The sequence below is a fragment of the Rhizobium sp. KNZ2-6A genome, from assembly GCF_056755475.1.
The window spans coordinates 54365-76986 of the sequence record NZ_JBNDIC010000029.1 but is presented as its reverse complement, the minus strand read 5'-3'; the positions used below and the strand labels follow the sequence as shown (position 1 = coordinate 76986).

Below are 22622 nucleotides of genomic sequence, written 5' to 3'. Positions count from 1 at the left end.
TCAAAGCACGCCCCAGCCGCGATAGCGCCCGCGACCCGTCATCTCCCGCAGGCCGAGTTCGGCCACTAGATTGAGTGCGCCTCTCGAGGTGACGCCGACATGCCGCGCGATCATCTTCGCTGAAACGATTGGCCGCGACAGCACGATATCGATGACCTCGGGCAGGCTGCTGTTCGAACGCCGATCCTTGAGCCTCAGCTCCATCTGCAGCTTGGCAAGCGACAATCGATCGAGCTCCTTCAGGCCGGATTCGGCCGAAAGCGCCATAGCCTCCAGGAAGGCCGTCAGGCGCGTGATGCGGTCCGACGCGCGCCGCCGATCGTGCCGGACTGCTTTCAGGCCGACATTCAGGCAGAAAAGATGCGAGGTGATCTTGCCGCGGCTGCGCAGATAGGCGCTCACCAGCAAGCCGCCGAGCCAGTGCTGCCGCCGCAGCGGCTCGATCCGCTCCCAGGCATCGAAAAGCACGGCAGCACCGAGAACCGGTGGCAGCTGATCCGCATCGCGAATGGTGGCGCGCCAGCGCTCTAGCCGCTCCTCTTCATCCCAATCCTCGTCGCGAACGAGTGCAAGCGGATCATGGACATCGACCGTCGCCGGCCGGGCTTCCGGCACACCGCCATTCAGCACCTTGTCGGATCGGGCGAGGATGGCGTCGATCTCGGCGAAATCGACACCGAAATCATCTTCCTCATCCTCCTGCTGGTCAGGCTCCGATACTTCAACAGGTGTCGGACGCACCATGATCGCCTCTTCTGCCTCCCCGACGTCACCACGCAGGACCGCAAGGCCGGCGGCCTCCAGCCCCCAGGAAGGTCCAGCGCTCCAAAGGCGCCTCCTGCTTCGCAGCACGGCATGAGCGATGGTCAGCTCATGGGTCGGCGTGCGCGTATCCATGCGCGCATCGTGCAGGACCAGATCCTCGACATGCACCAGCTCGCCGCCGACCCAAAGGGCGCCCGCGGCATCAAAAAAGTGCCCGCGCTCGCGAAAGCCATCCGCCACGGCATGCCGCAGAACACGCTCGTCCAGGCGCGCCAGCATGTCCTCCGCCTTGGTCATGGCGGGCAGAAGCGTCGGTATTGGAAGTGTGGTCAAATCATATCGCATTGGAATCGCTTCATGGAATCGGCCTTACGGAACTTATCATCGCCCCGTGTGATGCGATAGGAAAGGAGCTCTGTGAACTGTGGACGACAATCACTATTTTTCATCTTGACCTTCCAGCAACAGGAAGGTTCATAAACCTATCCAACGCCCTATCCCAGGCAATGGAGTTTGATATGGAATTGCATAAAGAGCGTGATCACAGCCACCATGGCCATGGTCATCACGATCATCCGCAAGAGGCTGTGACTCGCGATCCCGTGTGCGGCATGACGGTCGATCCCGCCGGCAAACCGTCGCTGGACTATCAGGGCCGCACCTTTCATTTCTGCTGCAATGGCTGCCGCGCGAAATTCGAGGCAGCACCCGAAAGCTATCTCACCGCCAAGGACCCGACCTGCGGCATGACGGTCGACCGCGCCACCGCGCGTCATGTCCTGAAGCACGAAGGCGAGAAATTCTATTTCTGCTCCGCCGGCTGCAAGGCGAAGTTCGAGGCGGATCCGTCGGCCTATCTCGACGGCAACAAGCCTACGCCGAAGCCGGTGCCGAAGGGCACGCTCTATACCTGCCCGATGCACCCCGAAGTCGTCAGCGACCACCCAGGCGACTGCCCGAAATGCGGCATGGCGCTGGAACCGATGGGCGTGCCCGCCGCCGATGAAGGCCCGAACCCGGAACTGGTCGATTTCACACGCCGGCTCTGGATCAGCGCCGCCTTGTCGCTGCCGCTGCTTGCCATCAGCATGGGTCCGATGCTCGGCCTGCCTTTCCGCGACTGGATCGGCGAACCGATCACCACATGGCTCGAACTCGTGCTCGCGACCCCGGTCGTGCTGTGGGCAGCGCTGCCCTTCTTCCGCCGCGCCTGGAATTCGCTCGTCAACCGCAGCCCGAATATGTGGACGCTGATCGGCCTCGGTGTCGGCACCGCCTATCTCTACAGCATCGTCGCCACGCTGGCGCCCGACCTCTTTCCCATGAGTTTCCGTGGACATGGCGAGAGCGTGCCCGTCTACTTCGAGGCAGCGTCCGTCATCGTTGCGCTGGTCTTCGTCGGCCAGGTGCTGGAATTGAAGGCGCGCGAGCGCACCGGCTCGGCCATCCGCGCCCTTCTCGACCTTGCGCCCAAGACTGCGCGGCGCATCAGCGCCGACGGCAGCGAGACCGATGTACCCGTCGACGACATCCAGGCCGGCGACCGGCTGCGCGTCCGCCCCGGCGAGCGTGTCCCCGTGGACGGTTCCGTCGTCGAAGGGCAATCGACCATCGATGAATCGATGATCACGGGCGAACCCCTGCCGGTCGAAAAGGCCAAGGGCGACGCCTTGACCGGCGGCACCATCAACAGGAACGGCACGCTCGTCATGCAGGCCGAAAAGGTCGGCGCCGACACGACGCTATCACGCATCGTCGAACTCGTTGCCAAGGCCCAGCGCTCGCGCGCGCCGATCCAGACGATGGTCGACCGCGTCTCCGCCGTCTTCGTGCCCGCCGTCGTCGCGGCCGCCATCATCGCCTTTGCCGTCTGGGCCTTCGTCGGGCCGGAGCCGAGGCTGGCGCATGCGCTGCTTGCCGCCGTCGCGGTGCTGATCATCGCCTGCCCCTGCGCACTCGGCCTGGCAACGCCCATGTCCATCATGATCGCCACCGGCCGCGGCGCACAGGAGGGCGTGCTGGTGCGCGATGCCGAAGCGCTGGAACGCTTTGCGAAAGTCGATACGCTGATCGTCGACAAGACCGGTACGCTGACCGAAGGCAAACCCAATCTCACCGACATTGTTACGGCCACGGGCACCGATGAAGCACGATTGCTCTCGCTCGCCGCCAGCCTGGAACGCGGTTCCGAACATCCGCTGGCCGAAGCGATCGTTACCGGCGCCGAGGAGCGCGGAGGACAGTTCGTCGAGATCTCCGGCTTTTCGGCAATAACTGGCAAGGGCGTCGAAGGCCGCGCCGGCGAGACCGCGATCGCGCTCGGCAATGCCGCGATGATGGCCGATCTTGCTGTTTCGACCGATGCCCTGAAGGCCGAGACGGAACGCCTGCGCGGCGAAGGCAAGACCGTGATGTTCGTCGCCATCGACAGGAAGCTCGCCGGCCTCGTCGCTGTTGCCGACCGGATCAAGCCGACCACGGCCGGCGCCATCAAGGCGCTGCATGAAAGCGGCCTGAAGATCATCATGGCGACCGGCGACAACGGCAAGACCGCCGCTGCCGTCGCGAAGCAGCTCGGCATCGACGAGGTGCGCGCCGACATGCTGCCCGAGGGCAAAAAGGCGCTGATTGACGAGTTGCGGGCCAAGGGCCGCGTCGTCGCCATGGCCGGCGACGGCGTCAACGATGCGCCGGCGCTTGCGTCAGCCGATGTCGGCATCGCCATGGGCACCGGCGCCGACGTCGCCATGGAAAGCGCCGGCATCACGCTGGTGAAAGGCGATCTCAACGGCATCGTGCGGGCCCGCCACCTGTCGGAAGCCACGATCCGCAACATCAAGCAGAACCTCGCCTTCGCCTTCGGCTACAATGCGCTCGGCGTGCCGCTGGCAGCCGGCGTGCTCTATCCGGTCTTCGGCCTGCTTCTGTCGCCGATGATCGCAGCGGCGGCCATGAGCCTGTCCTCGGTCTCGGTCATCGGCAATGCGCTCCGGCTGCGGCTGGCGAAATAGAGCAATTCCAGGAAAAGTGCGTAGCGGTTTTCCGTCCGGAATTGCGCAAAAACAAACAGACGGTTCAGCGATTCCATGAAACGCTGAACCGCTCGGGAGAATAGGCATGAATATCGGTGAAGCATCGGGCCGTTCCGGCCTGCCGGCCAAGACGATCCGCTACTACGAGGATATAGGCCTCATCCGCCCCGATCGCGGCGATAACGGCTACCGCGATTATGGCGCCGACGACGTGCACAAGCTGCGCTTCCTGCACCGCTCCCGCAGCCTCGGCTTCTCGGTGGAGGAGTGCCGGCAATTGCTGGCGCTCTACGAGGACAAGAGCCGCGCCAGCGCCGACGTCAAGGACATCGCCGCCACGAAGCTCACGGAAATCGACCGCAAGATCCGCGAGCTTACGGAACTGCGCCGCACGCTGGAACATCTGGTTCACACCTGCCAGGGTAACGAGCGGCCGGACTGCCCGATTTTGGAAGAGTTGTCGGAGGGGTGAGATTGCTGTTTCGGCAGGTCACGCGAATACCCTGATGCCGGAACGATGTGCCTGGCCCCTCACCCCAGCCCTCTCCCCGCAAGCGGGGCGAGGGAGCTTAAAGTGCCCTGCCCGGCCCTCGAGTAAAATGAAGAGGTGGTTGTTTTGCGCGGTCGTCCCTTCTCCCCGCATGAGCGGGGAGAAGGCTAGGATGAGGGGCCATGTCCGCAACCACGGCACCAATAGGCGCGCCTGACCGGCCCCTATATCGCTCCAGTCACCCAATCCGCTCTACCGCAATCGCCGTCGCCTCGCCGCCGCCGATGCAGAGTGCGGCAACGCCCCGCTTCGAGCCCTGACGCTCCAGCGCATGCAGCAGCGTCACGATCAACCGTGCCCCGGTGGCGCCGATCGGATGGCCAAGCGCGCAGGCGCCGCCGTTGACGTTGAGGCGATCACGCGCAATGCCGAGTTCCTTTGCGGCAGCCATGGCGACGACGGCGAAGGCCTCGTTGATCTCGAAGAGATCGACATCGCCGATCTTCCATCCGGTCTTGTCGAGCACCTTGCGGATTGCCGGGATCGGCGCAGTGGTGTACCAGGCGGGCTCTTGGCTATGCGTGGCATGCGCCTTGATCTCGGCGAGGATCGGCAATCCCTCGCGCTCGGCAACCGAGCGGCGCGTCAGGATCAGGGCGGCCGCACCATCGGCATTGGCCGAGGCGCTGGCGGCCGTGATCGTGCCGTCCTTGCGGAAGGCGGGCTTGAGCGTCGGGATCTTCTCGGGCGAAACCTTCTGCGGATGCTCGTCCTTGGAAACCGTGACGGAACCGCCCTTGCCCACTACCGAAACCGGGGTGATTTCGGCCTCGAAAGCGCCGGTCTCAAGCGCCTTGCGGGCGCGAGACAGGGTCTCCACAGCATAGGCATCCTGATCGTCACGGCTGAACTGATAGGCCTCGACCGCCATCTCGCCGAAATCGCCCATCGAGCGGCCCTTCTCATAGGCATCTTCCAGCCCATCGAGCATCATATGGTCGAAGATGCGATCATGGCCCATGCGATAGCCGCCGCGCGCCTTGGCAAGCAGATAGGGCGCGTTCGACATCGATTCCATGCCGCCGGCAACCGCGATGGAGGCTGAGCCGGCGAGAAGCAGGTCATGCGCCAGCATGGTCGCCTTCATCCCCGAACCGCAGACCTTGTTGATGGTGGTGGCGCCGACGACATCCGGCAGGCCGGCGCCGCGGGCAGCCTGCCGGGCCGGCGCCTGCCCCTGCCCCGCGGGCAGCACGCAGCCGAACAGAACCTCATCCACCCTCTCTGCCGAAAGACCGGCACGCTCCAGCGCAGCGCGAATGACATGCGCGCCGAGTTCCGGTGCCTGCAATGACGAGAGTTCGCCCTGGAAACGGCCGAGCGGCGTACGTGTGGCGGAAACGATAACGACGGGATCGATAGCGGGCATGACATTTCCTCGCGGTCAGCAAACGGTATCTTCAGTTGTCATTGCTAGCATGTTAGATGATGCTCGTCATCTAAATATCGTGAAGGAAGAGCGCAAGTGGCCGGCGGATGCGATTGCCCCCATGACAGATACGCTTTAAGGATATCCAAAAAAATTGCAAAGGATATTCCATGCCGCTTTACATCAAGGACGACGCGATCGACCGGCTGGCGCGGCGCTATCAGGCGCTGACCAGGGCTCCCACTAAGACCGAAGCGGTGCGGCTCGCGCTGCAGAAGGCACTGGATGAAGAGCTGACGAAACCGGCCCTTGCCGATGTCGCCGTCGCCTTCTGCCGCAATCTCAAGCAGAAAGCCACTGGCAAAGGCGCAAGCGCCGGCACCGCGGGAGAGGCCTGATGTTTATCGACGATTCGGTGCTGTCGGCAATGATGACCGACGAGGAAGAGGCGCGCGCCTTCGCCACCCGCATGCAGTCGGCAACGGCCCGAATGACTTCGCCGCTTGCGGCGGCAAATGCCGCAATCCTGATTTCTGCCGCTTTGGGATTATCGCCGACCGAGGCCGGCGACGCTGTCCGCACGTTTCTGCAGCTCATGAACATTCAGCTGCTTGCAGTGCCGCCCCGCACCGCCGCTTTGGCGACCGAAGCCTATGAGCGCTATGGCCAAGGCGACCATCCGGTGTGCCTCAGCCTTGACGAGTGCATGACTTATGCCTGCGCTCGCTATTATCGCCAGCCGCTCTTGTCGAAAAGCGACCGGTTCAGGCAGACGGATATCGAGTTGGCTTAGAGCATGTCGCGTAAAAGTGTGCAGCGGTTTTGCGACAACGATATGCACAAAATTAAAGACCTAAAGCGTGGAAGCGAATCTGAAAGATCGCGACGCGCTTTAGGCCAGCTCGAGCCATCAAGCCGTTACGGGCAAAGCGAAGCGGAGCCTGCACTATACGTGCTCGAACGAGCGCCGACGGAGTTGGGAGCAGCGGCGCATTGCAGGCGGGAAATGGAGTCGCCGGCACGGATCGGGCCGGTCACCGACGGATCGGTGTTGATCGTGCCGTCCGGGAGGATTGCGTCCTTCGAATGGTCGACATTGCCGACATCGGGCTGGAACGCCTCGATATTGACGCGCTTGGGATGATGCTTATGGGCCTGTTCCGCCATGGCGGCGCTGGACATGCCGAGGACGAGAGCCGAGATGGCGAGGGTTCTGAGCAGCATAAGACTGCCTCCTATGGGAGTTGAAGCAACATTCATATGGGAACGGACGAGCCATTTTTACAGCGGCTTGCGTCTCGATATCGTTAAGAATTTGAAGGTTTTGATCAGGTCTTCACTTTATGGCGGGACACCTCTGCGCCTGCGTCATGAGGTAGGCGGATAAAACGCAATGCGGAGATGGCACCGATAAGCCCAACTACAAGGAAAGCCCAGCGAAAATCGATGAGCGAAAGCGTTTCCCCACCATGAATCATGCGCGAGAGATTGAGAACAGCGGCAGCGACGGCAACGCCGAGCAAGAGCGAAACCTGCTGCAGCATGCTCGACAATGTCGAAGCGGAACTGCGCTGGGCGGCATGGATATCGGCAAACCCCAGCGTATTCAGCGCCGTGAAGTTCATCGACCGCGAAAGGCCGGCAATGAATAGCAGGCAATATATCAATAGGTCCGGCGTCGCCGGCGACAGGAACGCACAGCCGCCGATACTGGCCGACGAGATCAGGCCATTGACGACGAGCACGTTGCGGAAGCCGAAGACCTTCAGCATCTGCGTCGTGATCGCCTTCATGCCAAGATTGCCGGCGAAATAGAAGAGCAGATAGGTGCCGGCGTCGATCGCCGTGCGCCCGAAGCCGACCTGAAAGAGCAGCGGGATCAGGAAGGGCGTGGCGTTGATCGCGACACGGCTCGCAGTACCCGCCGAAAGCGTCGACATGGCGAAGGTCTGCACCTTGAAAGCGGAGAGATCGAGCAAGGGCGCATCGACCCTCATGAAATGCCGGGTGGCGATGACGGAGAAGACCACGCCGGCGGCAATGAGCGCGACGCTAGGCGCTAAACCCGTCGTCCCCTGGACCACGAATTCCAGGCCGGCGAGCAGGAAGGTCAGCCCCGCCGCCGACTGCAGGAAGCCGATGAAATCGAGCCGCGCCACCTTTTCCTCCCGCTGATCCGGCACGAAGCGCAGGACGAGACCGAGGCCGATAATACCGATCGGGATATTGATCAGGAAGTTCCAGTGCCAGCTGAAATAGGTGGTGATGAAGCTGCCGAGCACCGGGCCAATGACCGGGGCCGTCAGCGCCGGCCAGGTGATCATCGACACGGCATGCACCAGATCGGATTTGCGCGCATTTTTCAGCACGATGATGCGCCCGACAGGCGTCATCAGCGCACTGCCGACGCCCTGAACGGCGCGAGCAAGGATGAATTCGGCGAGACTGCCCGAGAGACCGCAAAACAGCGACGCCACGGTGAAGATGGTGATCGAAGTCAGGAACACCCGCCGCGCGCCATAGCGGTCACCCGCCCAGCCGGCCAGCGGCACGAAGGCCGCCATGGTGAGCAGATAGACCGTGATGCCGATGCTCATCGACACCGGCTCGACGCCGAAGGTTTTCGCCATCTGCGGCAGCGACGTGGTGACGATGGTGCCATCCAGGATCTGCATGAAGAAGGAGACGGCGACCACCAGGGCGATGATACGGGACTGCCGGCCGAAACTTGCTTCGGAAGGCTCTTCGATGGTCCGGGCAACAGTCATGACATGAAATTCGGATAATGGCTTTCACGGGAGCCGAGCAGTGCCGGCAGCAATCATATGATCATTGAATACGCCTATCATGGCGGCTTGCAAAGCCATAAACCGGCGCCGCAGCCATCAAAAATTGACACGGTGACATAAGAGCCACCATTCCCGCGCGATTTGCCTTGGGCACCTCCTCTCGCGGCATCCAGCAGGCGTCAATCGTCCGAATAGCGCTGCTCGCGCCAGGGATCGCCATACATATGATAACCGTTCTTCTCCCAGAAGCCGGCCCTGTCGGCACCGATCAGCTCGATGCGGTTCAGCCACTTGGCGCTCTTCCAGAAATAGAGATGCGGCACGACGAGACGCATCGGGCCGCCATGCTCGCCGGTCAGCGGCTGGCCTTCCCAGGTAGTGGCTAGGATCGCATCTTCGGCCGCGAAATCTGATAGCGGCAGGTTGGTGGTATAGCCGTCATAGCTCGTCAGCAGCACATGCCGCGCCTCGGGCGTCGGCATGGCGAGATCGAGCAAATCGCGCGTCGAAACCCCCTCCCAGCGATTGTCGTAGCGCGACCAGGTCGTCACGCAATGGATGTCGCTGATGCGGGTGCTTTGCTCGATCGCCTGGAAAGCGGCCCAATCGAGGCTGAGGCGCGTTTCCACGAAGCCGATCACATCGAGCCGCCAGCTGGATAACGAAATCTGCGGCTGTACGCCGAGATCCAGCACCGGCCAGTTCTTGACGAGATGCTGCCCCGGTGGCAGCCGCTCTGCCTCGGGCCGGCTGACACGCCCCGTCAGAAACTTGCCCTCCGCCGCCCAGCGGCGCTTGGAGGTGGTGAGCTTGCTGTCGGCGGAAATCTGATCATCGCTCATGCAGGTATCCTCTCTGCTGCGCGGAGATAGGATGCCCGGGGCATGTCCGTGTCAAGCCGAAGGGCTGATATAGCCGACTATATTGACGCGATGGCGATATAGAATAGCTGCGCCTTGCCCGAGATCGAGTACTGTGTGGGGTGACCATCCGAGATAAGCAAGCAATCGCCAGCGGCAAGCGCCGTGCCATCGATCTCGGCATGGCCGCGATGGCAAAGAACAAGGCAGGTCCCGCCTTCGAACGTGACTTCGCTATTGCCGTCGACCGAAACGCGCCGCACCGAATGCCTAAAGCGTCCCCGCCGCGTCATCACGTTGAGATCCGTAATCGTCCCGTCGATCAAGGTCGCTGACGTCGGGGCATCGGCCGCAAAGGGCAGCGGCTCGCTCGCCTGCGTCAGGCGTTCGGGCGCGCACCCTTCGATGAAGAGGGTCATGCCCTCGCCATCGAGAATGGATAGCGTGCGATCGATACCCGAAAAGACCGAAAACGGCCCGTCCGTGACAACGGTCGCCATGCTGACGCGCCAGTCGAAATCGGCAAACCCGGCGCCGTCGGGTGAAACGGCGATTTCCACCGTCTCGCCGCCGCCATTTTTCCAGGGCATGCGACGGTGACTGTCGCGGCGGAGAAGCGTTATTTTCGGCGTTGCCATCTGTTCCTGTCCCATCATTGCAATTCGATTCAGAGTAAACTAAGTTTAGTGGACTAAGTCCATTCGGAGCCTGCTATGGAAACCATCAATATTCATGAGGCGAAGACGCATTTGTCGCGGCTGATCGAAAAGGCCGCCAAGGGCGAAGCTTTCATTATCGCCAAGGCGGGCAAGCCGATGGTGAAAGTTGTTCCCCTCGAGGAGAAGGAAGCTCCGAAGAAGCGCCGCATCGGCTTCATGGATGGCGAGATCATGGTTCCCGACGATTTCGACACCATGATGGCTGATGAAATCGAAGAGATGTTTCATGGCAATCTCAATGATTTCAAAAGCATTAGAGATCGATGAGATTTCTCCTGGACACACATATCCTGCTCTGGACGACAGCCGCTTCCCAGCGACTGCCGGAAAAAGCCCGCGACTTGATTGAAGACCTCGACAATAGGATTGCATTTTCGACCGCCAGTATATGGGAGGTGGCGATCAAGGCAGGGTTGGTGCGCCCTGGCTTTGCGGTCGATGCCCGCAGGCTCTACGAAAATCTGCTCGAAAACGGATATGAAGAACTACCCGTTCTCGGACAGCACGCGGCCGCGGTCGCGGACCTGCCCGATATTCACAAAGACCCTTTTGATCGAATTCTTGTCGCTCAGGCCTTCGTTGAAGGTATTTCCCTGATCACCGCCGACAAGACCGTCGCAAGCTACGGCGGTCTTGTGCGGCTGGTCTAGCATCAATTCCCCAGGATGGCCGGCAGGCGCAGGCCCTGCTGCTTGGCCCAGTCGAGCGCGATGTCGTAGCCGGCATCGGCGTGGCGCATGACGCCGGTTGCCGGGTCGTTCCAGAGAACGCGCTCCAGGCGCTTGGCCGCATCATCCGTGCCGTCGGCGCAGATGACCATGCCGGAGTGCTGGCTGAAGCCCATGCCGACGCCGCCGCCGTGGTGCAGCGATACCCAGGTGGCACCCGATGCGGTGTTGAGCAGAGCGTTGAGTAGTGGCCAGTCGGAAACGGCATCCGAACCGTCCTTCATGGCTTCCGTTTCGCGGTTCGGTGACGCGACCGAGCCGGAGTCGAGATGGTCGCGGCCGATGACGACAGGCGCCTTCAGCTCGCCGTTCCTGACCATTTCGTTGAAGGCGAGACCAAGGCGGTGGCGATCGCCGAGACCGACCCAACAAATGCGCGCCGGCAGGCCCTGGAAGGCGATGCGCTCACGCGCCATGTCGAGCCAGTTGTGCAGGTGCTTGTTGTCGGGCAGCAACTCCTTCACCTTGGCGTCGGTCTTGTAGATATCCTCCGGATCGCCCGAGAGAGCGGCCCAGCGGAACGGACCGATGCCGCGGCAGAAGAGCGGACGGATATAGGCCGGCACGAAGCCGGGGAAGGCGAAGGCATTTTCGAAACCCTCTTCCTTGGCGACCTGGCGGATGTTGTTGCCGTAGTCGAGCGTCGGCACGCCGGCATCCCAGAAGGCGACCATGGCTTCGACATGCACCTTCATAGAGGCGCGGGCGGCAGCTTCGACGGCCTTCGGATCGCTCTCGCGCTTGGCCCGATGTTCGGCCACCGTCCAGCCGATCGGCAGATAGCCGTTCAGCGGATCGTGGGCAGAGGTCTGGTCGGTGACGATATCCGGGCGCGGACCGCCGGCCTTCATGCGCTTTACGAGTTCCGGGAAGATTTCGGCGGCGTTGCCGAGCAGGCCGACGGACTTGGCTTCGCCGGCCTTCGTCCACTTGTCGATCAAAGCAAGTGCTTCATCCAGCGTCTTTGCCTTCTCGTCGACATAGCGGGTGCGCAGACGGAAATCGATGCGGGTTTCGTCGGATTCAACAGCAAGGCAGCAGGCGCCGGCCATGACAGCCGCCAGCGGCTGTGCGCCGCCCATGCCGCCGAGACCGCCGGTCAGGATCCACTTGCCCTTCAGGTTGCCGTTATAGTGCTGGCGGCCGGCTTCGACGAAGGTTTCGTAGGTGCCCTGCACAATGCCCTGCGTGCCGATGTAGATCCACGAGCCGGCCGTCATCTGGCCGTACATGGCAAGGCCCTTCTTATCCAGCTCGTTGAAGTGATCCCAAGTCGCCCAGTGCGGCACGAGGTTGGAGTTGGCGATCAGCACGCGCGGCGCATCCTTGTGAGTGCGGAACACGGCGACCGGCTTGCCGGACTGCACGAGCAGCGTCTCGTCTTCGTTGAGCGTCTTCAGCGTCGCAGCGATACGGTCGAAATCGTCCCAGGTACGGGCGGCGCGGCCGATGCCGCCGTAGACGACCAGCTCGTTCGGGTTTTCCGCAACGTCCGGATCGAGATTGTTCATCAGCATGCGCAACGGCGCTTCCGTCAGCCAGCTCTTGGCATTGAGTTCCGGACCACGAGGAGCGCGGATTTCGCGGATATTATGGCGTGGGTTGGTCATGTCACATCTCCAAGGAGGGCAGGATGTCGGTTGAGATCGAGGCATTGAGTGCACCGGAGGCGATAAGGTCTGCGGCGGCTTTCAGGTCGTTTGCCATGTAACGGTCCTCCTCCAGCGAGGGCACAGCGGCGCGGATCGAAGCAATGGCAAGGGTCAGTTCCGGGCTGGTCGTCAGCGGCGCGCGCAGCTCGACGCCCTGGGCAGCCGTCAACGCCTCGATGCCGATGATGGCGAAAAGGTTTTCGGTCATTTGAAGCAGGCGGCGCGCGCCATGGCAGGCCATCGAGACATGGTCTTCCTGGTTGGCCGATGTCGGGGTCGAATCGACCGAGGCCGGATGCGACATCTGCTTGTTTTCGGACATCAGTGCCGCCGAGGTTACTTCGGCAATCATCAGGCCGGAATTCAGGCCCGGCTTCTTGGCCAGAAATGCCGGCAGACCGTAGCTCAGCGCGGGGTCGACGAGCAGCGCAATGCGGCGCTGGGCGATCGCGCCGATTTCACAGACAGCAATGGCGATCTGGTCGGCGGCGAAAGCCACGGGCTCGGCATGGAAGTTGCCGCCGGAAACGACGGAATTGTCCGAGAGCACGAGCGGATTGTCGGTGACGGCGTTGGCTTCGATTTCGAGGGTGCGGCCGACGGAGCGCAGAAGGTCGAGGCAGGCGCCGTCGACCTGAGGCTGGCAGCGGATGCAATAGGGGTCCTGCACGCGCTCGTCACCCTCGATATGGCTTTCGCGGATCACGGAACCGGCGAGCAGGCCACGAAGGGCGGCGGCGGTATCGATCTGGCCCTTATGACCGCGCAGCGTATGGATATCGGGATGGAACGGGGCGGAAGAGCCCATGGCCGCATCCGTCGACATGGCGCCGGTGATGAGGGCAGCCTGAGCGGCGCGATGGGCACGGAAGAGGCCGGCAAGCGCAAGCGCGGTCGACACCTGCGTGCCGTTGATCAGCGCCAGCCCTTCCTTGGCGGCCAGCACGACCGGCGTCAGGCCGGCCTTTTCCAGCGCTGCCGCACCGGAAAGCCGCTCGCCGGCATAAAAGGCTTCGCCATGACCCATCATGACAGCGGTCATATGCGCCAGCGGCGCAAGATCGCCCGATGCGCCGACAGAACCCTTTTCGGGGATGACGGGAACGACACCCTTTTCCAGCATGCCTTCGATCAGTCGCACCAGCTCCAGCCGCACGCCGGACGCGCCGCGGCCGAGCGAAACCAGCTTCAGCGACATGATGAGGCGAACGACGTTCTCAGGGAGCGGCTGGCCGACGCCGCAGCAATGCGAAAGAATGAGATTGCGCTGAAGCGTGGCGACATCGGCGCTGTCGATCTTGATCGACGCCAGTTTGCCGAAGCCGGTATTGATACCATAGACCGGCGCGTTGCCGGCAGCGATTTCGGCGATACGGGCGGCCGCCTTGGCTATGCCGGCATCGAAAGAAGCATCGAGCCTGGCGGGTTCACCGGTCCAGTAGATTACCGCCAATTGCTGCAGCGAAACGGAGCCGGGATGGAGAACGACGGTCATCGGTTGAACCTTTTTCCCTTGAAGACATGGGCATGGAGGGGATTGAAGCCGATGCGGTAGACGAGCTCCGCCAGGCTTTCGACATCCCAGATGGCAAAATCGGCCGACTTGCCGGCTTCGAGCGTGCCGGTTTCGGAGAGCAGCCCAAGGGCACGCGCGCCTTCGCGCGTCGCGCCGGCAATGCATTCTTCGACCGTCAGGCCAAAGAGCGTCGCGGCCATATTCATGGTGAGCAGCATCGAGGTCAGCGGCGACGTGCCGGGGTTGCAGTCGGTCGCGATCGCGATCGGCACGCCGGCGTCCCGCAGCGCCTGAACCGGCGGCTTCTGCTTCTCATGGATGGCATAGAAGGCGCCGGGAAGAAGCACGGCGACAGTGCCGGAGGTAGCCATTGCCTTGACGCCGTCCTCGTCCAAATATTCGATATGGTCGGCAGAAAGTGCACCATAGGAGGCAGCAAGCTTGGCACCGCCGAGATTGGAAAGCTGCTCCGCATGCAGCTTCACCGGAATACCGAGCGACTTGGCGAGATCGAAGACGCGGGCGATTTCCGCCGTCGAAAAGGCGATCCCCTCGCAGAAGCCGTCGACGGCATCGACGAGTCCTTCGGCATGGGCCTGTTTCAGGCCGGGCAGCACGACATCGGTGATATAGTCGCTGTTGCGGCCCTTGTAGTCTGCCGGGGTGGCATGCGCGCCAAGATAGGAGGTGACGACACGGACCGGGCGAACCTCGCCGAACTTGCGCGCCGCGCGCAGCATCTTCAGCTCGGATTCAATACTCAGACCGTAGCCCGACTTCACCTCGATGGTCGTCACACCTTCGGAAAGCAGCGTATCGAGCCGCGGCAGCGCGACGGCAACGAGTTCATCGACAGAAAGCGCGCGGGTCGCATTGACGGAGGAAACGATGCCGCCGCCGGCCCGAGCGATTTCTTCGTAGCTTGCGCCTTCCAGCCGCATCTCGAATTCGCGGGCGCGATTGCCGCCATAGACGATATGCGTGTGGCAATCGACGAGGCCGGGCGTCACCCAGCGTCCCTCGAGATCGATCGTTTCGGCACCGGAGGTATCGGGCAGGTCGGCTTCCTTGCCGGCGAAGACGATACGGCCGTCCCTGGTCAGGAGCGCGCCCTTCTCGATCGAGCCGAGCCGGGCCTCACCCTCCTTCAGGGTCGCAAGGCGCACATTGCGCCAAACGCGGCTTGCCGCGCCGTTTTCCCTGCTATCTTCGGAAAAATTGTTCCCACCCATCAGCTTTACGCCTTTCCTCGTTGGCTCATAATGTATATACATAATCGAAAGGCTGACAAGAGGGATTTTGGACTCCATGTCCGAAAGGAAAGGGTGAGACCATGACGAGACTTCATGCACGCACGGCTTTGCTTGGCGACGGATGGCACGAGAATGTGCGATTGACCCTCGAAGGCGGCCGGATCGCCGAGATCGCGACGGATGTTACACCCGAAGCCGGCGACGTCAGGCAGGACATTCTCGTGCCGGCAATGCCGAACCTGCACAGCCATGCCTTCCAGCGCGCCATGGCCGGTCTTGCCGAAGTCCGCGGCCCGGCGAACGACAGCTTCTGGAGCTGGCGCACCGTCATGTACAAGTTCGCCCTGTCGATGACCCCGGATCATGTCGAGGCCGTCGCCGCGCAACTCTATATGGAGATGCTGGAGGCCGGCTTCTCCCGCGTCGGCGAATTCCACTATCTGCACCATGACAAGGACGGCAGCCACTACGCCAATATCGCCGAACTGGCCGAGCGCATCGGCACCGCCAGCACTGAGACCGGCATTGCGCTGACCCTGCTGCCCGTCTTCTACGCCCATTCCGGCTTCGGCGGCGCCGCACCCATCGACGGCCAGCGCCGCTTCATCAATTCGATCGACAGCTTCGAAGCGCTGATATCAGGCTGCCGCACGGTTACCAGCCGCCTGCCCGGCGCCGAACTCGGCATTGCGCCGCACAGCCTGCGGGCCGTGACGCCAGAGAAGCTGGCAAAGCTCGTGCCGATCGCCGGCGACGGGCCGATCCATATCCATGTCGCCGAGCAGGTGAAGGAAGTGGAAGACTGCATCGCCTGGTCGGGTGCACGCCCCGTGCAATGGCTGCTCGACAACGCCCCGATGAATGATCGCTGGTGCCTAATCCATGCCACGCACATGACCGAGGACGAAACCCGGCGCATGGCAAGGAGCGGCGCGATTGCCGGCCTCTGCCCGATCACCGAAGCCAACCTTGGTGATGGCGTGTTCCCGGCACCGCTATTTTTGGAAGAGGGCGGCCGCTACGGCGTCGGCTCGGATTCTAACGTCCTGATCTCCGTTCCGGAGGAACTGCGGCAGCTGGAATATTCGCAGCGCCTGGCGCTGCGCGCCCGCAACGTCATCGCCGCCCCAGGCGGTTCGACTGCCCGCATGCTGTTCGACGGCGCGCTGGCTGGTGGCGGCGCGGCTCTGAAGGCACCAGCGGGCCTTGCCGCCGGCAATCATGCCGACATCGTTTCGCTCGACGCCAGCGCGGCACCCTATCTCTCCGGCGACCGCATCCTCGATCATTGGACGTTTGCCGGCGGCGTCAAGGTCGACGGAGTCTGGGCGCTGGGGCGCAAGCAGGTCGAAGGCGGTCGTCATATCAAGCGGGAGGCGATCTCGGCGCGATTCCGCAAGGCGATGGCCGAACTCGTCGCCTAAATATCGCTTTTCCTCTCATTGTTTGGCCCCTAAATAACTTGCGGGAAATTCCATGTCTCTCACGGAACAGATGGGCGGTATGACCACGGGCAAAGATGCGACCCTGCATCAGCGTATCCTCACCGATATCGAAGGCCAGATCGTCTCCGGCGCCTGGCCACCGGGGCACCGCATTCCATTCGAGATGGAATTGGCGGATCAATATGATTGCTCGCGAATGACGGTGAACAAGGCGCTGACCCAGCTTGCGCGCGCCGGCCTGATCGAACGGCGAAAACGCTCGGGCAGTTTCGTCACGCATCCGCAGGCGCAATCCGCCGTGCTTGAGATCCACGACATCAAGTCGGAGGTCCAGTCGCTCAACCTGCCTTATTCACACAGACTGATGAAGCTTGCGGAGCGGCGTGGACGGCCAGAGGACGCGCACCGGCTGCAATTCATCGGCTCGGTCTCGGTGATGGAGATCACCTGCATCCATTATGCCGGCCCGCGCCCCTTCTGTCTGGAAGATCGCGTCATCGATCTCGATGCCGTGCCGGAGGCGGCCACGGCCGATTTCGCAACCTTGCCGCCCGGCCCCTGGCTTCTCAACCAGGTGCCGTGGAGCACCGCCGAACATCAGATCCGCGCCATATCGGTCGAGGGCGATGCTGCCGTAAACCTCGACGTTCAGAAAGGCACGGCCTGCCTCGTGGTCGAACGACGCACCTGGAGCGCAGCCGGCCCGATCACCCATGTCCGGCTGACTTATCCCGGTGATCGTCATAGCCTCGTGGCCCGTTTTACCCCTTCCAGCTGACGCTTGCCCGCTGGAGCATTCCGGGAAAATGCGTAGCAACAAAAGATGGAGCGTTTTCGCTATTCGGAGAAAAGCGAGAATGCTCTAAGGGCGTTGCGGCGACTCGGTCGGCGGCGGAATGAGACTTTCGGATTGACGGACAGGCTGGGCGGGATCGACCAGCAGGATACTGAGCGCAATCAGAACCAGTGCCAGAATCAGTAGGATTCCGATCAGAAGCGGACGAATCGCGGTCATTTCGTTCTCCAATCTCCCCAGCCCAGCGCAAAAGCGCGATAGGGAATTCGAGATAACCAGCGCAGTCTAACGATAAATGTTAAGCAATGCTTGATGTTCCGGGAAATATCCGGCCCTTTCCAAGGATTTCTGACCGCACCGGGGGAGACACCCGTCTCACGCTTGTTTGAGTAGCGAGTGATGAAAGCGGCGCCTAAGATCATGATGCAGATGGCGCAACCCCATTGCGCGGCCTGCTGCCGATCATTTTAACCCTCCATATCCTCCATATCAAAGACGACCGACAGATCGCTCGGCCGGTATATTAAGGGAGTTAATGCCCATGCATCGCAAACGTCTGATCACGGCTGCGCTGACACTTTCCGTCGCCATGCTTGCCGCGCTGCAAAGCGCTGATGCCGCCGATCTCGTGAAAGTGCGCGGCACCGTGGAAAGCCTCGATGGTGATACGCTCAAGGTCAAGTCCCGAGATGGCAGCGACGTGACTGTCGCGCTGAAATCCGGTGGGAACGTCGGCGGCGTCGTCCAGGCCGGCGTCGGCGACATCAAGCCGGGCGATTTCGTCGGCATCGCCTCGCAGCCGACCGATAGCGGCATCAACGGCGCCCTAGAAGTGGTCATCTTCCCGGCCTCGATGAAGGGAACCGGCGAAGGCGATCGCCCCTGGGATTCGGCGCCGAACAGTTCGATGACCAACGCCACAGTCGCCAATGCCGTGACCTCCGTCGACGGTCCGACATTGACGCTCACCTACAAGGGCGGCGAACGCAAGATCAACATCCCCAAGGGCACGCCCGTCGTGACGCTGACACCGGCGACGAAAGCCGATCTGAAGCCCGGCGCCGGCGTCTTCATAACAGGCGAACGCAACGACGACTCCACGGTCTCCGCCGACCGCGTCGCCGTCGGCCTCAACGGCACCGTGCCGCCGATGTGATCGCCGTGAGAGCTGCGAGCAGCCTCGCAGCCTCGCAGCCTTGAACTCGGCGGCCAAAAGTAATACCTCTTCTTGAGAGATTATTACCGAGGAACGGATGAGCACGACCTTAACAGCAAAAGGACAGGTTACGATCCCCAAGGCTGTTCGCGACATGCTGGGAATCGGACCTGGAAGCCAGGTCGATTTTCGACGGATGCCAGATGGCAGTATCGTCGTCGTCCCGGTGGACGCGCAGGAGCAGGTCAGCCGCTTCGCTAAATTCCGTGGTCATGCCGGAAGAGGAATGACCACGGACGAGATCATGGCTTTGACGCGCGGCGACGATTGACGTGATTTTCGTCGATTCCAACATAATGCTGGATATCATCACGAACGATCCCGTGTGGTATGATTGGTCGCTCGCGCAGCTCGACGCCGCAAGCCTTCTCGGCCCTCTATGCATCAACGACGTCGTCTATGCCGAAATTTCCGTCCGTTACTACAGGATCGAGGATCTCGACGATATGCTCGCCGAGACCGGCCTTCGCATCGAGCCAATTCCGCGGGCAGCACTTTTCCTCGCCGCCAAGGTTTTCGCTCAATATAGAAAGTCGGGCGGAACGCGCGGCGGCGTCCTGCCCGATTTCTTCATTGGCGCTCATGCAGCCGTCAGCGGCCTGCCTCTGCTGACGCGCGATACGAAGCGCTTACGAACCTATTTCAGATCGGTCACGCTTATCAGCCCCCAGGAAACGTAGGGCGGGACAGAACAGAAAACCCTATTCCGCCGCGTGCGCATGTGGCCTCGAGCGCTGCTTTGGATGATCCGCTCCATGCGCGACGAAACCACGCGTTAGACGCCCGCGTGCCGCATGGCCTCGGCCAGCGAAATGTCCGATTTGATTTCCCGCGTCGACATCGAGGTCACCGTATGCCGCACACCGGGCAGCCTATTCAGCTCCTGCCGCAACAACCGGTCGAGGGCAGCCATGTCGGTGGCGAGGATATGGAGGAGATAATCCGCCTCCCCCGTCGTCGCATGACAGCGCCAGATCAGCGGATGCCGGCGCACGGCGGCTTCGAAAGCATCGAAGCGCTCCACGTCGATGGAGACCTGCACGAAGGCCTCCAGGCCGAAGCCGAGATGGGCGGGGTCGAGAAGCGCCCTGTACCCCCTGATCACGCCGGCCTCCTCCAGCGCCTTCACCCGCTTCCAGCAAGGCGTCTTGCTGAGACCGGCGTGATCTGCAAGCGCCGCGAAAGAGATGCGGGCATCGGCCTCAAGGGCCGCGATGATCTTGTGATCCAAAGCGTCCAATTCCATCGTTCTCTCCATGGCGCAAAAGATGACCGATCGTACTCTATTTCCGCGATTTTGAATGACAAATAGGAACAATGTTCAGGCCAAAATTTCGTATCCTGGAAAAAAGCAAACATGCTTGGCGGCCAAGAGCCGGAACAAAGGGAACGAGGATGCAGAAGAAAGACTATTACGCGCGCATCGAAGCGCCCGAAATGCGCGACTATGGCGTTTACCTGCAATGCGACAAGCTGCTTGCCTGTCAGAAGCCGCTTGGCGGCATGGTCAATGGCGACGAATTGCAGTTCCAGATCGTCCATCAGGTGGAAGAGCTCTGGATGAAGCTCATGGCCTACACGCTGGTCGATGTCATCGCCTTCATGGAGGAGCACAACACGCATCGCGTCGTCACGCTGATGGGCCGCGTGCACCGAATCATGCGCATGATGACGGCGCAGCTCGATCTTCTGGAAACCATGTCGCCGAAGGAATATCAGCAAATCCGACTGCAGCTCGGCAATGGCAGCGGCCAGGAATCGCCCGGCTTCAAATTCCTGCTGCGCATGCCGCCGGACCTCTGGCATGCCTTCAAGGCGAACTATCTCGATGCGGCCGGCCTGACGGTCGCGGACATTTATGACGGCAAATATGATCACGGCGACAGCTACGTGGTTGCTGAGGCGTTGGTGGAATATGACGAGCTGTTCCAGAAATTCCGCGCCAACCATATCTACCTGATCCAGCGCTCCATCGGCCTCGGCTCGAAATCGCTGAAAGGCCGTCCGGTCGAACTGCTGCAGGCCGGCACGCGCCATCGCTTCTTTCCCGACCTCTGGGATGTTCGCCACGAGATGACCGATCGCTGGGGCAGCGAATATGGCGTCGTCCGCGATTCCATTTCCAACCACGACGCCGCCGAATAGGCGCTGACTGGAAACTGCCTTCCGCTGCCGCCGATTTCAGCGGAAGGTCTTTCTCGGGCGGGCCTAGGCTCCTGGATAGCCTCTAGCCGCTCTGCAAACGCCGCCAAGGGCGCCGCGATTGCAGTCTCGTCCCGGCATTCAGTCTGCAATCGATGGACGTATAGGCCGGCAGGGACACCTTCTCTCTGATCGTCACGACCAAATCGGTCACACTCCTTTCCTCATCGAGCAAATCACCCGATCGCCTCCGGCGCCGGAAACCGATGCCGCCTTGCCGCAAGGCGGTAAGAAGTTGGGATTTCAACCCATGAAATGTAAAAACCATGAAATATAGCCTATTGCATAAATTTGTTCCCTGGCATATTTACTTAGTAACTTCAAAATCCGATCCTCCCCCGGAGCCCCGCATGACGCAATTTCAGGAAGCCGCCGCGCAAGACCGCGCATGGAAGTTCGCGAGCCGTGACGAGGACGACCGCCCGAGCCTTCCGGAAGTCAATTCGACCGTTAAGGTTCCCCATGCCGGCAGCTGGATCCGGCGCCTGATCGCCTTCGTCGGCCCGGGCTATATGATCTCCGTTGGGTACATGGACCCCGGCAACTGGGCGACGGATCTCGCCGGCGGAGCGCAGTTCGGCTATACGCTGCTTGCCGTCATCATGCTGTCGAACCTGATGGCGATCCTGCTGCAGGCTCTGTCGGCAAGGCTGGGCATCGCCACCGGCCGCGACCTCGCCCAGGCCTGTCGCGATCACTATCCCCGCCCCGTCAACCTGGCGCTCTGGTTTGCCTGCGAACTCGCGATCATCGCCTGCGACCTTGCGGAAGTCATCGGCACGGCAATCGCGCTGCAGCTGCTTTTCGGAATTCCGCTGATCGGCGGAGCGCTGATCACCGCGCTCGACGCCTTCCTGCTGTTGCTTCTGATGAGCAAGGGCTTCCGCTACCTCGAAGCCTTCGTCATCGCGCTGCTGATCGTCATCGCCACCTGCTTTGCCATCCAGATTGCCGCCGCCTCCCCGCCGGTTGCAGCGATCCTCCATGGCTTCATCCCGTCGACTGAAATCGTCACCAATCACGAGATGCTCTATATTGCCATGGGCATCATCGGCGCGACGGTCATGCCGCATAACCTCTACCTGCACTCCTCGATCGTGCAGACGCGGGCCTACAAGCGCACGGAAGAAGGACGCCGCGACGCCATCAAATGGGCAACCGTCGACAGCACCGTCGCGCTGATGCTGGCGCTGTTCGTCAATGCCGCGATCCTGATCGTCGCAGCCGCCGCCTTCCACAGCACCGGCCACTCCGATGTCGCCGAGATCGGCCAGGCATACGAGCTGCTGTCGCCGCTGCTCGGCCTCGGCATCGCCTCGACGCTGTTTGCCGTGGCGCTGCTGGCCTCAGGCCTCAATTCGACCGTCACGGCGACGCTTGCCGGCCAGATCGTGATGGAAGGCTTTCTCCGGCTGCGGATTCCGCACTGGGCAAGACGACTTTTGACCCGCGGCCTCGCAATTATTCCGGTTGTGTTCGTGACCGCTATCTACGGTGAAAAAGGCACGGCGGATTTGCTGGTCCTGAGCCAGGTTATTCTGTCCATGCAGCTGCCTTTCGCGGTCATTCCGCTGGTCCAGTTCGTCACGAACCGCGAAAAAATGGGCAGTTTCACCGTCTCCAGAAACATTGCCATTCTTTCCTGGACGGTTGCGGCAATCATTCTGCTGCTGAACTTCAAGCTGCTCTACGACACCATCTTCGGTTGACGAATCATTTTGAACGCGCAA

At 61.8% G+C, this 22622-nt stretch carries 24 protein-coding genes; 13 read left to right on the top strand and 11 right to left on the bottom strand.

Features of this window, described 5'->3' with window-relative positions:
• Nucleotides 1-1110, bottom strand: a complete 1110-nt coding sequence (locus tag ACPYOP_RS19985; protein ID WP_481412075.1) for an RHE_PE00001 family protein — start codon at nucleotides 1108-1110, stop codon at nucleotides 1-3.
• A gap of 173 nt (nucleotides 1111-1283) precedes the next feature.
• Between ACPYOP_RS19985 and ACPYOP_RS19980 the strand changes: the two genes are divergently transcribed.
• On the top strand, nucleotides 1284-3776 hold the full coding sequence (locus tag ACPYOP_RS19980; RefSeq protein WP_481412074.1) for a heavy metal translocating P-type ATPase: 2493 nt from the start codon (nucleotides 1284-1286) through the stop codon (nucleotides 3774-3776).
• A 106-nt stretch (nucleotides 3777-3882) separates the two neighbouring features.
• Nucleotides 3883-4269 carry a Cu(I)-responsive transcriptional regulator gene (cueR, locus tag ACPYOP_RS19975; protein WP_481412073.1) on the top strand — a complete coding sequence of 129 codons (387 nt, stop codon included), beginning with the start codon at nucleotides 3883-3885 and terminating at the stop codon, nucleotides 4267-4269.
• Between the two features lie 256 nt (nucleotides 4270-4525).
• Here cueR and ACPYOP_RS19970 read toward each other — a convergent pair whose 3' ends face one another.
• Nucleotides 4526-5716 carry an acetyl-CoA C-acyltransferase gene (locus ACPYOP_RS19970; protein ID WP_481412072.1) on the bottom strand — a complete coding sequence of 397 codons (1191 nt, stop codon included), beginning with the start codon at nucleotides 5714-5716 and terminating at the stop codon, nucleotides 4526-4528.
• A gap of 170 nt (nucleotides 5717-5886) precedes the next feature.
• On the opposite strand from ACPYOP_RS19970, the gene ACPYOP_RS19965 reads away from it, so the two are divergent.
• Nucleotides 5887-6114 (top strand): type II toxin-antitoxin system VapB family antitoxin, encoded by a 228-nt coding sequence (locus tag ACPYOP_RS19965; RefSeq protein ID WP_481412071.1) that lies wholly within the window; start codon nucleotides 5887-5889, stop codon nucleotides 6112-6114.
• Nucleotides 6114-6509 (top strand): PIN domain-containing protein, encoded by a 396-nt coding sequence (locus ACPYOP_RS19960; protein WP_481412070.1) that lies wholly within the window; start codon nucleotides 6114-6116, stop codon nucleotides 6507-6509. Before ACPYOP_RS19965 ends, ACPYOP_RS19960 begins: the two co-directional genes overlap by 1 nt.
• 125 nt (nucleotides 6510-6634) lie before the next feature.
• On the opposite strand, the gene ACPYOP_RS19955 is transcribed toward ACPYOP_RS19960, so the two are convergent.
• The 4 genes from ACPYOP_RS19955 to ACPYOP_RS19940 form a co-directional block, all read right to left on the bottom strand.
• Entirely contained in the window at nucleotides 6635-6940 is a 306-nt protein-coding gene (locus ACPYOP_RS19955; RefSeq protein ID WP_481412069.1) for a hypothetical protein, read from the bottom strand.
• A gap of 104 nt (nucleotides 6941-7044) precedes the next feature.
• Nucleotides 7045-8484: an MFS transporter gene (locus tag ACPYOP_RS19950; RefSeq protein WP_481412068.1), complete on the bottom strand. Its 1440-nt coding sequence runs from the start codon at nucleotides 8482-8484 to the stop codon at nucleotides 7045-7047.
• A 200-nt stretch (nucleotides 8485-8684) separates the two neighbouring features.
• Nucleotides 8685-9347: a sulfite oxidase-like oxidoreductase gene (locus tag ACPYOP_RS19945; protein WP_481412067.1), complete on the bottom strand. Its 663-nt coding sequence runs from the start codon at nucleotides 9345-9347 to the stop codon at nucleotides 8685-8687.
• A 77-nt stretch (nucleotides 9348-9424) separates the two neighbouring features.
• Nucleotides 9425-10003 (bottom strand): HutD/Ves family protein, encoded by a 579-nt coding sequence (locus tag ACPYOP_RS19940; protein WP_481412066.1) that lies wholly within the window; start codon nucleotides 10001-10003, stop codon nucleotides 9425-9427.
• A gap of 75 nt (nucleotides 10004-10078) precedes the next feature.
• Between ACPYOP_RS19940 and ACPYOP_RS19935 the strand changes: the two genes are divergently transcribed.
• Together ACPYOP_RS19935 and ACPYOP_RS19930 are read left to right on the top strand one after the other, a co-directional pair.
• On the top strand, nucleotides 10079-10351 hold the full coding sequence (locus ACPYOP_RS19935; protein ID WP_481412065.1) for a type II toxin-antitoxin system Phd/YefM family antitoxin: 273 nt from the start codon (nucleotides 10079-10081) through the stop codon (nucleotides 10349-10351).
• Nucleotides 10348-10734, top strand: a complete 387-nt coding sequence (locus tag ACPYOP_RS19930; RefSeq protein ID WP_481412064.1) for a type II toxin-antitoxin system VapC family toxin — start codon at nucleotides 10348-10350, stop codon at nucleotides 10732-10734. Before ACPYOP_RS19935 ends, ACPYOP_RS19930 begins: the two co-directional genes overlap by 4 nt.
• A 2-nt stretch (nucleotides 10735-10736) precedes the next feature.
• Here ACPYOP_RS19930 and hutU read toward each other — a convergent pair whose 3' ends face one another.
• The 3 genes from hutU to hutI are packed head-to-tail and all read right to left on the bottom strand — an operon-like array spanning nucleotide 10737 to nucleotide 15212.
• Nucleotides 10737-12422: a urocanate hydratase gene (gene hutU / locus ACPYOP_RS19925; protein ID WP_481412063.1), complete on the bottom strand. Its 1686-nt coding sequence runs from the start codon at nucleotides 12420-12422 to the stop codon at nucleotides 10737-10739.
• 1 nt (nucleotide 12423) lies between these two features.
• Nucleotides 12424-13959: a histidine ammonia-lyase gene (gene hutH, locus ACPYOP_RS19920; protein WP_481412062.1), complete on the bottom strand. Its 1536-nt coding sequence runs from the start codon at nucleotides 13957-13959 to the stop codon at nucleotides 12424-12426.
• Nucleotides 13956-15212: an imidazolonepropionase gene (gene hutI / locus ACPYOP_RS19915; protein ID WP_481412061.1), complete on the bottom strand. Its 1257-nt coding sequence runs from the start codon at nucleotides 15210-15212 to the stop codon at nucleotides 13956-13958. Before hutI ends, hutH begins: the two co-directional genes overlap by 4 nt.
• 101 nt (nucleotides 15213-15313) lie before the next feature.
• Between hutI and ACPYOP_RS19910 the strand changes: the two genes are divergently transcribed.
• Complete coding sequence (locus tag ACPYOP_RS19910; protein WP_481412060.1) at nucleotides 15314-16657, top strand: formimidoylglutamate deiminase; 1344 nt, start codon at nucleotides 15314-15316, stop codon at nucleotides 16655-16657.
• A 79-nt stretch (nucleotides 16658-16736) separates the two neighbouring features.
• Nucleotides 16737-17456 (top strand): histidine utilization repressor, encoded by a 720-nt coding sequence (gene hutC / locus ACPYOP_RS19905; RefSeq protein ID WP_481412083.1) that lies wholly within the window; start codon nucleotides 16737-16739, stop codon nucleotides 17454-17456.
• An 84-nt stretch (nucleotides 17457-17540) separates the two neighbouring features.
• Here the strand turns inward: hutC and ACPYOP_RS19900 are convergent, their stop codons facing one another.
• Nucleotides 17541-17693 carry a hypothetical protein gene (locus ACPYOP_RS19900; RefSeq protein ID WP_167376678.1) on the bottom strand — a complete coding sequence of 51 codons (153 nt, stop codon included), beginning with the start codon at nucleotides 17691-17693 and terminating at the stop codon, nucleotides 17541-17543.
• 322 nt (nucleotides 17694-18015) lie between these two features.
• Between ACPYOP_RS19900 and ACPYOP_RS19895 the strand changes: the two genes are divergently transcribed.
• The 3 genes from ACPYOP_RS19895 (at nucleotide 18016) to ACPYOP_RS19885 (ending at nucleotide 19370) form a co-directional block, all read left to right on the top strand.
• A complete protein-coding gene (locus ACPYOP_RS19895; RefSeq protein ID WP_481412059.1) occupies nucleotides 18016-18630 on the top strand; it encodes a hypothetical protein in 615 nt (204 codons plus the stop codon).
• A gap of 97 nt (nucleotides 18631-18727) precedes the next feature.
• Nucleotides 18728-18961 (top strand): AbrB/MazE/SpoVT family DNA-binding domain-containing protein, encoded by a 234-nt coding sequence (locus tag ACPYOP_RS19890; RefSeq protein ID WP_481412058.1) that lies wholly within the window; start codon nucleotides 18728-18730, stop codon nucleotides 18959-18961.
• A gap of 1 nt (nucleotide 18962) precedes the next feature.
• The gene (locus ACPYOP_RS19885; protein WP_481412057.1) at nucleotides 18963-19370 is read left to right on the top strand and encodes a type II toxin-antitoxin system VapC family toxin; all 408 of its coding nucleotides are present in this window, start codon (nucleotides 18963-18965) and stop codon (nucleotides 19368-19370) included.
• Nucleotides 19371-19465: 95 nt separating this feature from the next.
• On the opposite strand, the gene ACPYOP_RS19880 is transcribed toward ACPYOP_RS19885, so the two are convergent.
• Nucleotides 19466-19936 carry an Lrp/AsnC family transcriptional regulator gene (locus ACPYOP_RS19880; RefSeq protein ID WP_481412056.1) on the bottom strand — a complete coding sequence of 157 codons (471 nt, stop codon included), beginning with the start codon at nucleotides 19934-19936 and terminating at the stop codon, nucleotides 19466-19468.
• Between the two features lie 149 nt (nucleotides 19937-20085).
• Here ACPYOP_RS19880 and ACPYOP_RS19875 point away from each other — a divergent pair, with 149 nt between their 5' ends.
• Both ACPYOP_RS19875 and ACPYOP_RS19870 read left to right on the top strand, forming a co-directional pair.
• Nucleotides 20086-20835 carry a tryptophan 2,3-dioxygenase family protein gene (locus tag ACPYOP_RS19875; protein WP_481412055.1) on the top strand — a complete coding sequence of 250 codons (750 nt, stop codon included), beginning with the start codon at nucleotides 20086-20088 and terminating at the stop codon, nucleotides 20833-20835.
• Between the two features lie 407 nt (nucleotides 20836-21242).
• Nucleotides 21243-22601 (top strand): Nramp family divalent metal transporter, encoded by a 1359-nt coding sequence (locus ACPYOP_RS19870; RefSeq protein WP_481412054.1) that lies wholly within the window; start codon nucleotides 21243-21245, stop codon nucleotides 22599-22601.
• Nucleotides 22602-22622 lie beyond the last annotated feature (21 nt).

What these genes read in the sequence shown, in the direction of transcription:
- ACPYOP_RS19985 (WP_481412075.1), bottom strand. Translation starts at nt 1,110, where the DNA reads ATGCGATATGATTTGACCACACTTCCAATACCGACGCTTCTGCCCGCC.
- ACPYOP_RS19980 (WP_481412074.1), top strand. Translation starts at nt 1,284, where the DNA reads ATGGAATTGCATAAAGAGCGTGATCACAGCCACCATGGCCATGGTCAT.
- cueR (WP_481412073.1), top strand. Translation starts at nt 3,883, where the DNA reads ATGAATATCGGTGAAGCATCGGGCCGTTCCGGCCTGCCGGCCAAGACG.
- ACPYOP_RS19970 (WP_481412072.1), bottom strand. Translation starts at nt 5,716, where the DNA reads ATGCCCGCTATCGATCCCGTCGTTATCGTTTCCGCCACACGTACGCCG.
- ACPYOP_RS19965 (WP_481412071.1), top strand. Translation starts at nt 5,887, where the DNA reads ATGCCGCTTTACATCAAGGACGACGCGATCGACCGGCTGGCGCGGCGC.
- ACPYOP_RS19960 (WP_481412070.1), top strand. Translation starts at nt 6,114, where the DNA reads ATGTTTATCGACGATTCGGTGCTGTCGGCAATGATGACCGACGAGGAA.
- ACPYOP_RS19955 (WP_481412069.1), bottom strand. Translation starts at nt 6,940, where the DNA reads ATGCTGCTCAGAACCCTCGCCATCTCGGCTCTCGTCCTCGGCATGTCC.
- ACPYOP_RS19950 (WP_481412068.1), bottom strand. Translation starts at nt 8,484, where the DNA reads ATGACTGTTGCCCGGACCATCGAAGAGCCTTCCGAAGCAAGTTTCGGC.
- ACPYOP_RS19945 (WP_481412067.1), bottom strand. Translation starts at nt 9,347, where the DNA reads ATGAGCGATGATCAGATTTCCGCCGACAGCAAGCTCACCACCTCCAAG.
- ACPYOP_RS19940 (WP_481412066.1), bottom strand. Translation starts at nt 10,003, where the DNA reads ATGGCAACGCCGAAAATAACGCTTCTCCGCCGCGACAGTCACCGTCGC.
- ACPYOP_RS19935 (WP_481412065.1), top strand. Translation starts at nt 10,079, where the DNA reads ATGGAAACCATCAATATTCATGAGGCGAAGACGCATTTGTCGCGGCTG.
- ACPYOP_RS19930 (WP_481412064.1), top strand. Translation starts at nt 10,348, where the DNA reads ATGAGATTTCTCCTGGACACACATATCCTGCTCTGGACGACAGCCGCT.
- hutU (WP_481412063.1), bottom strand. Translation starts at nt 12,422, where the DNA reads ATGACCAACCCACGCCATAATATCCGCGAAATCCGCGCTCCTCGTGGT.
- hutH (WP_481412062.1), bottom strand. Translation starts at nt 13,959, where the DNA reads ATGACCGTCGTTCTCCATCCCGGCTCCGTTTCGCTGCAGCAATTGGCG.
- hutI (WP_481412061.1), bottom strand. Translation starts at nt 15,212, where the DNA reads ATGGGTGGGAACAATTTTTCCGAAGATAGCAGGGAAAACGGCGCGGCA.
- ACPYOP_RS19910 (WP_481412060.1), top strand. Translation starts at nt 15,314, where the DNA reads ATGACGAGACTTCATGCACGCACGGCTTTGCTTGGCGACGGATGGCAC.
- hutC (WP_481412083.1), top strand. Translation starts at nt 16,737, where the DNA reads ATGACCACGGGCAAAGATGCGACCCTGCATCAGCGTATCCTCACCGAT.
- ACPYOP_RS19900 (WP_167376678.1), bottom strand. Translation starts at nt 17,693, where the DNA reads ATGACCGCGATTCGTCCGCTTCTGATCGGAATCCTACTGATTCTGGCA.
- ACPYOP_RS19895 (WP_481412059.1), top strand. Translation starts at nt 18,016, where the DNA reads ATGCATCGCAAACGTCTGATCACGGCTGCGCTGACACTTTCCGTCGCC.
- ACPYOP_RS19890 (WP_481412058.1), top strand. Translation starts at nt 18,728, where the DNA reads ATGAGCACGACCTTAACAGCAAAAGGACAGGTTACGATCCCCAAGGCT.
- ACPYOP_RS19880 (WP_481412056.1), bottom strand. Translation starts at nt 19,936, where the DNA reads ATGGAATTGGACGCTTTGGATCACAAGATCATCGCGGCCCTTGAGGCC.
- ACPYOP_RS19875 (WP_481412055.1), top strand. Translation starts at nt 20,086, where the DNA reads ATGCAGAAGAAAGACTATTACGCGCGCATCGAAGCGCCCGAAATGCGC.
- ACPYOP_RS19870 (WP_481412054.1), top strand. Translation starts at nt 21,243, where the DNA reads ATGACGCAATTTCAGGAAGCCGCCGCGCAAGACCGCGCATGGAAGTTC.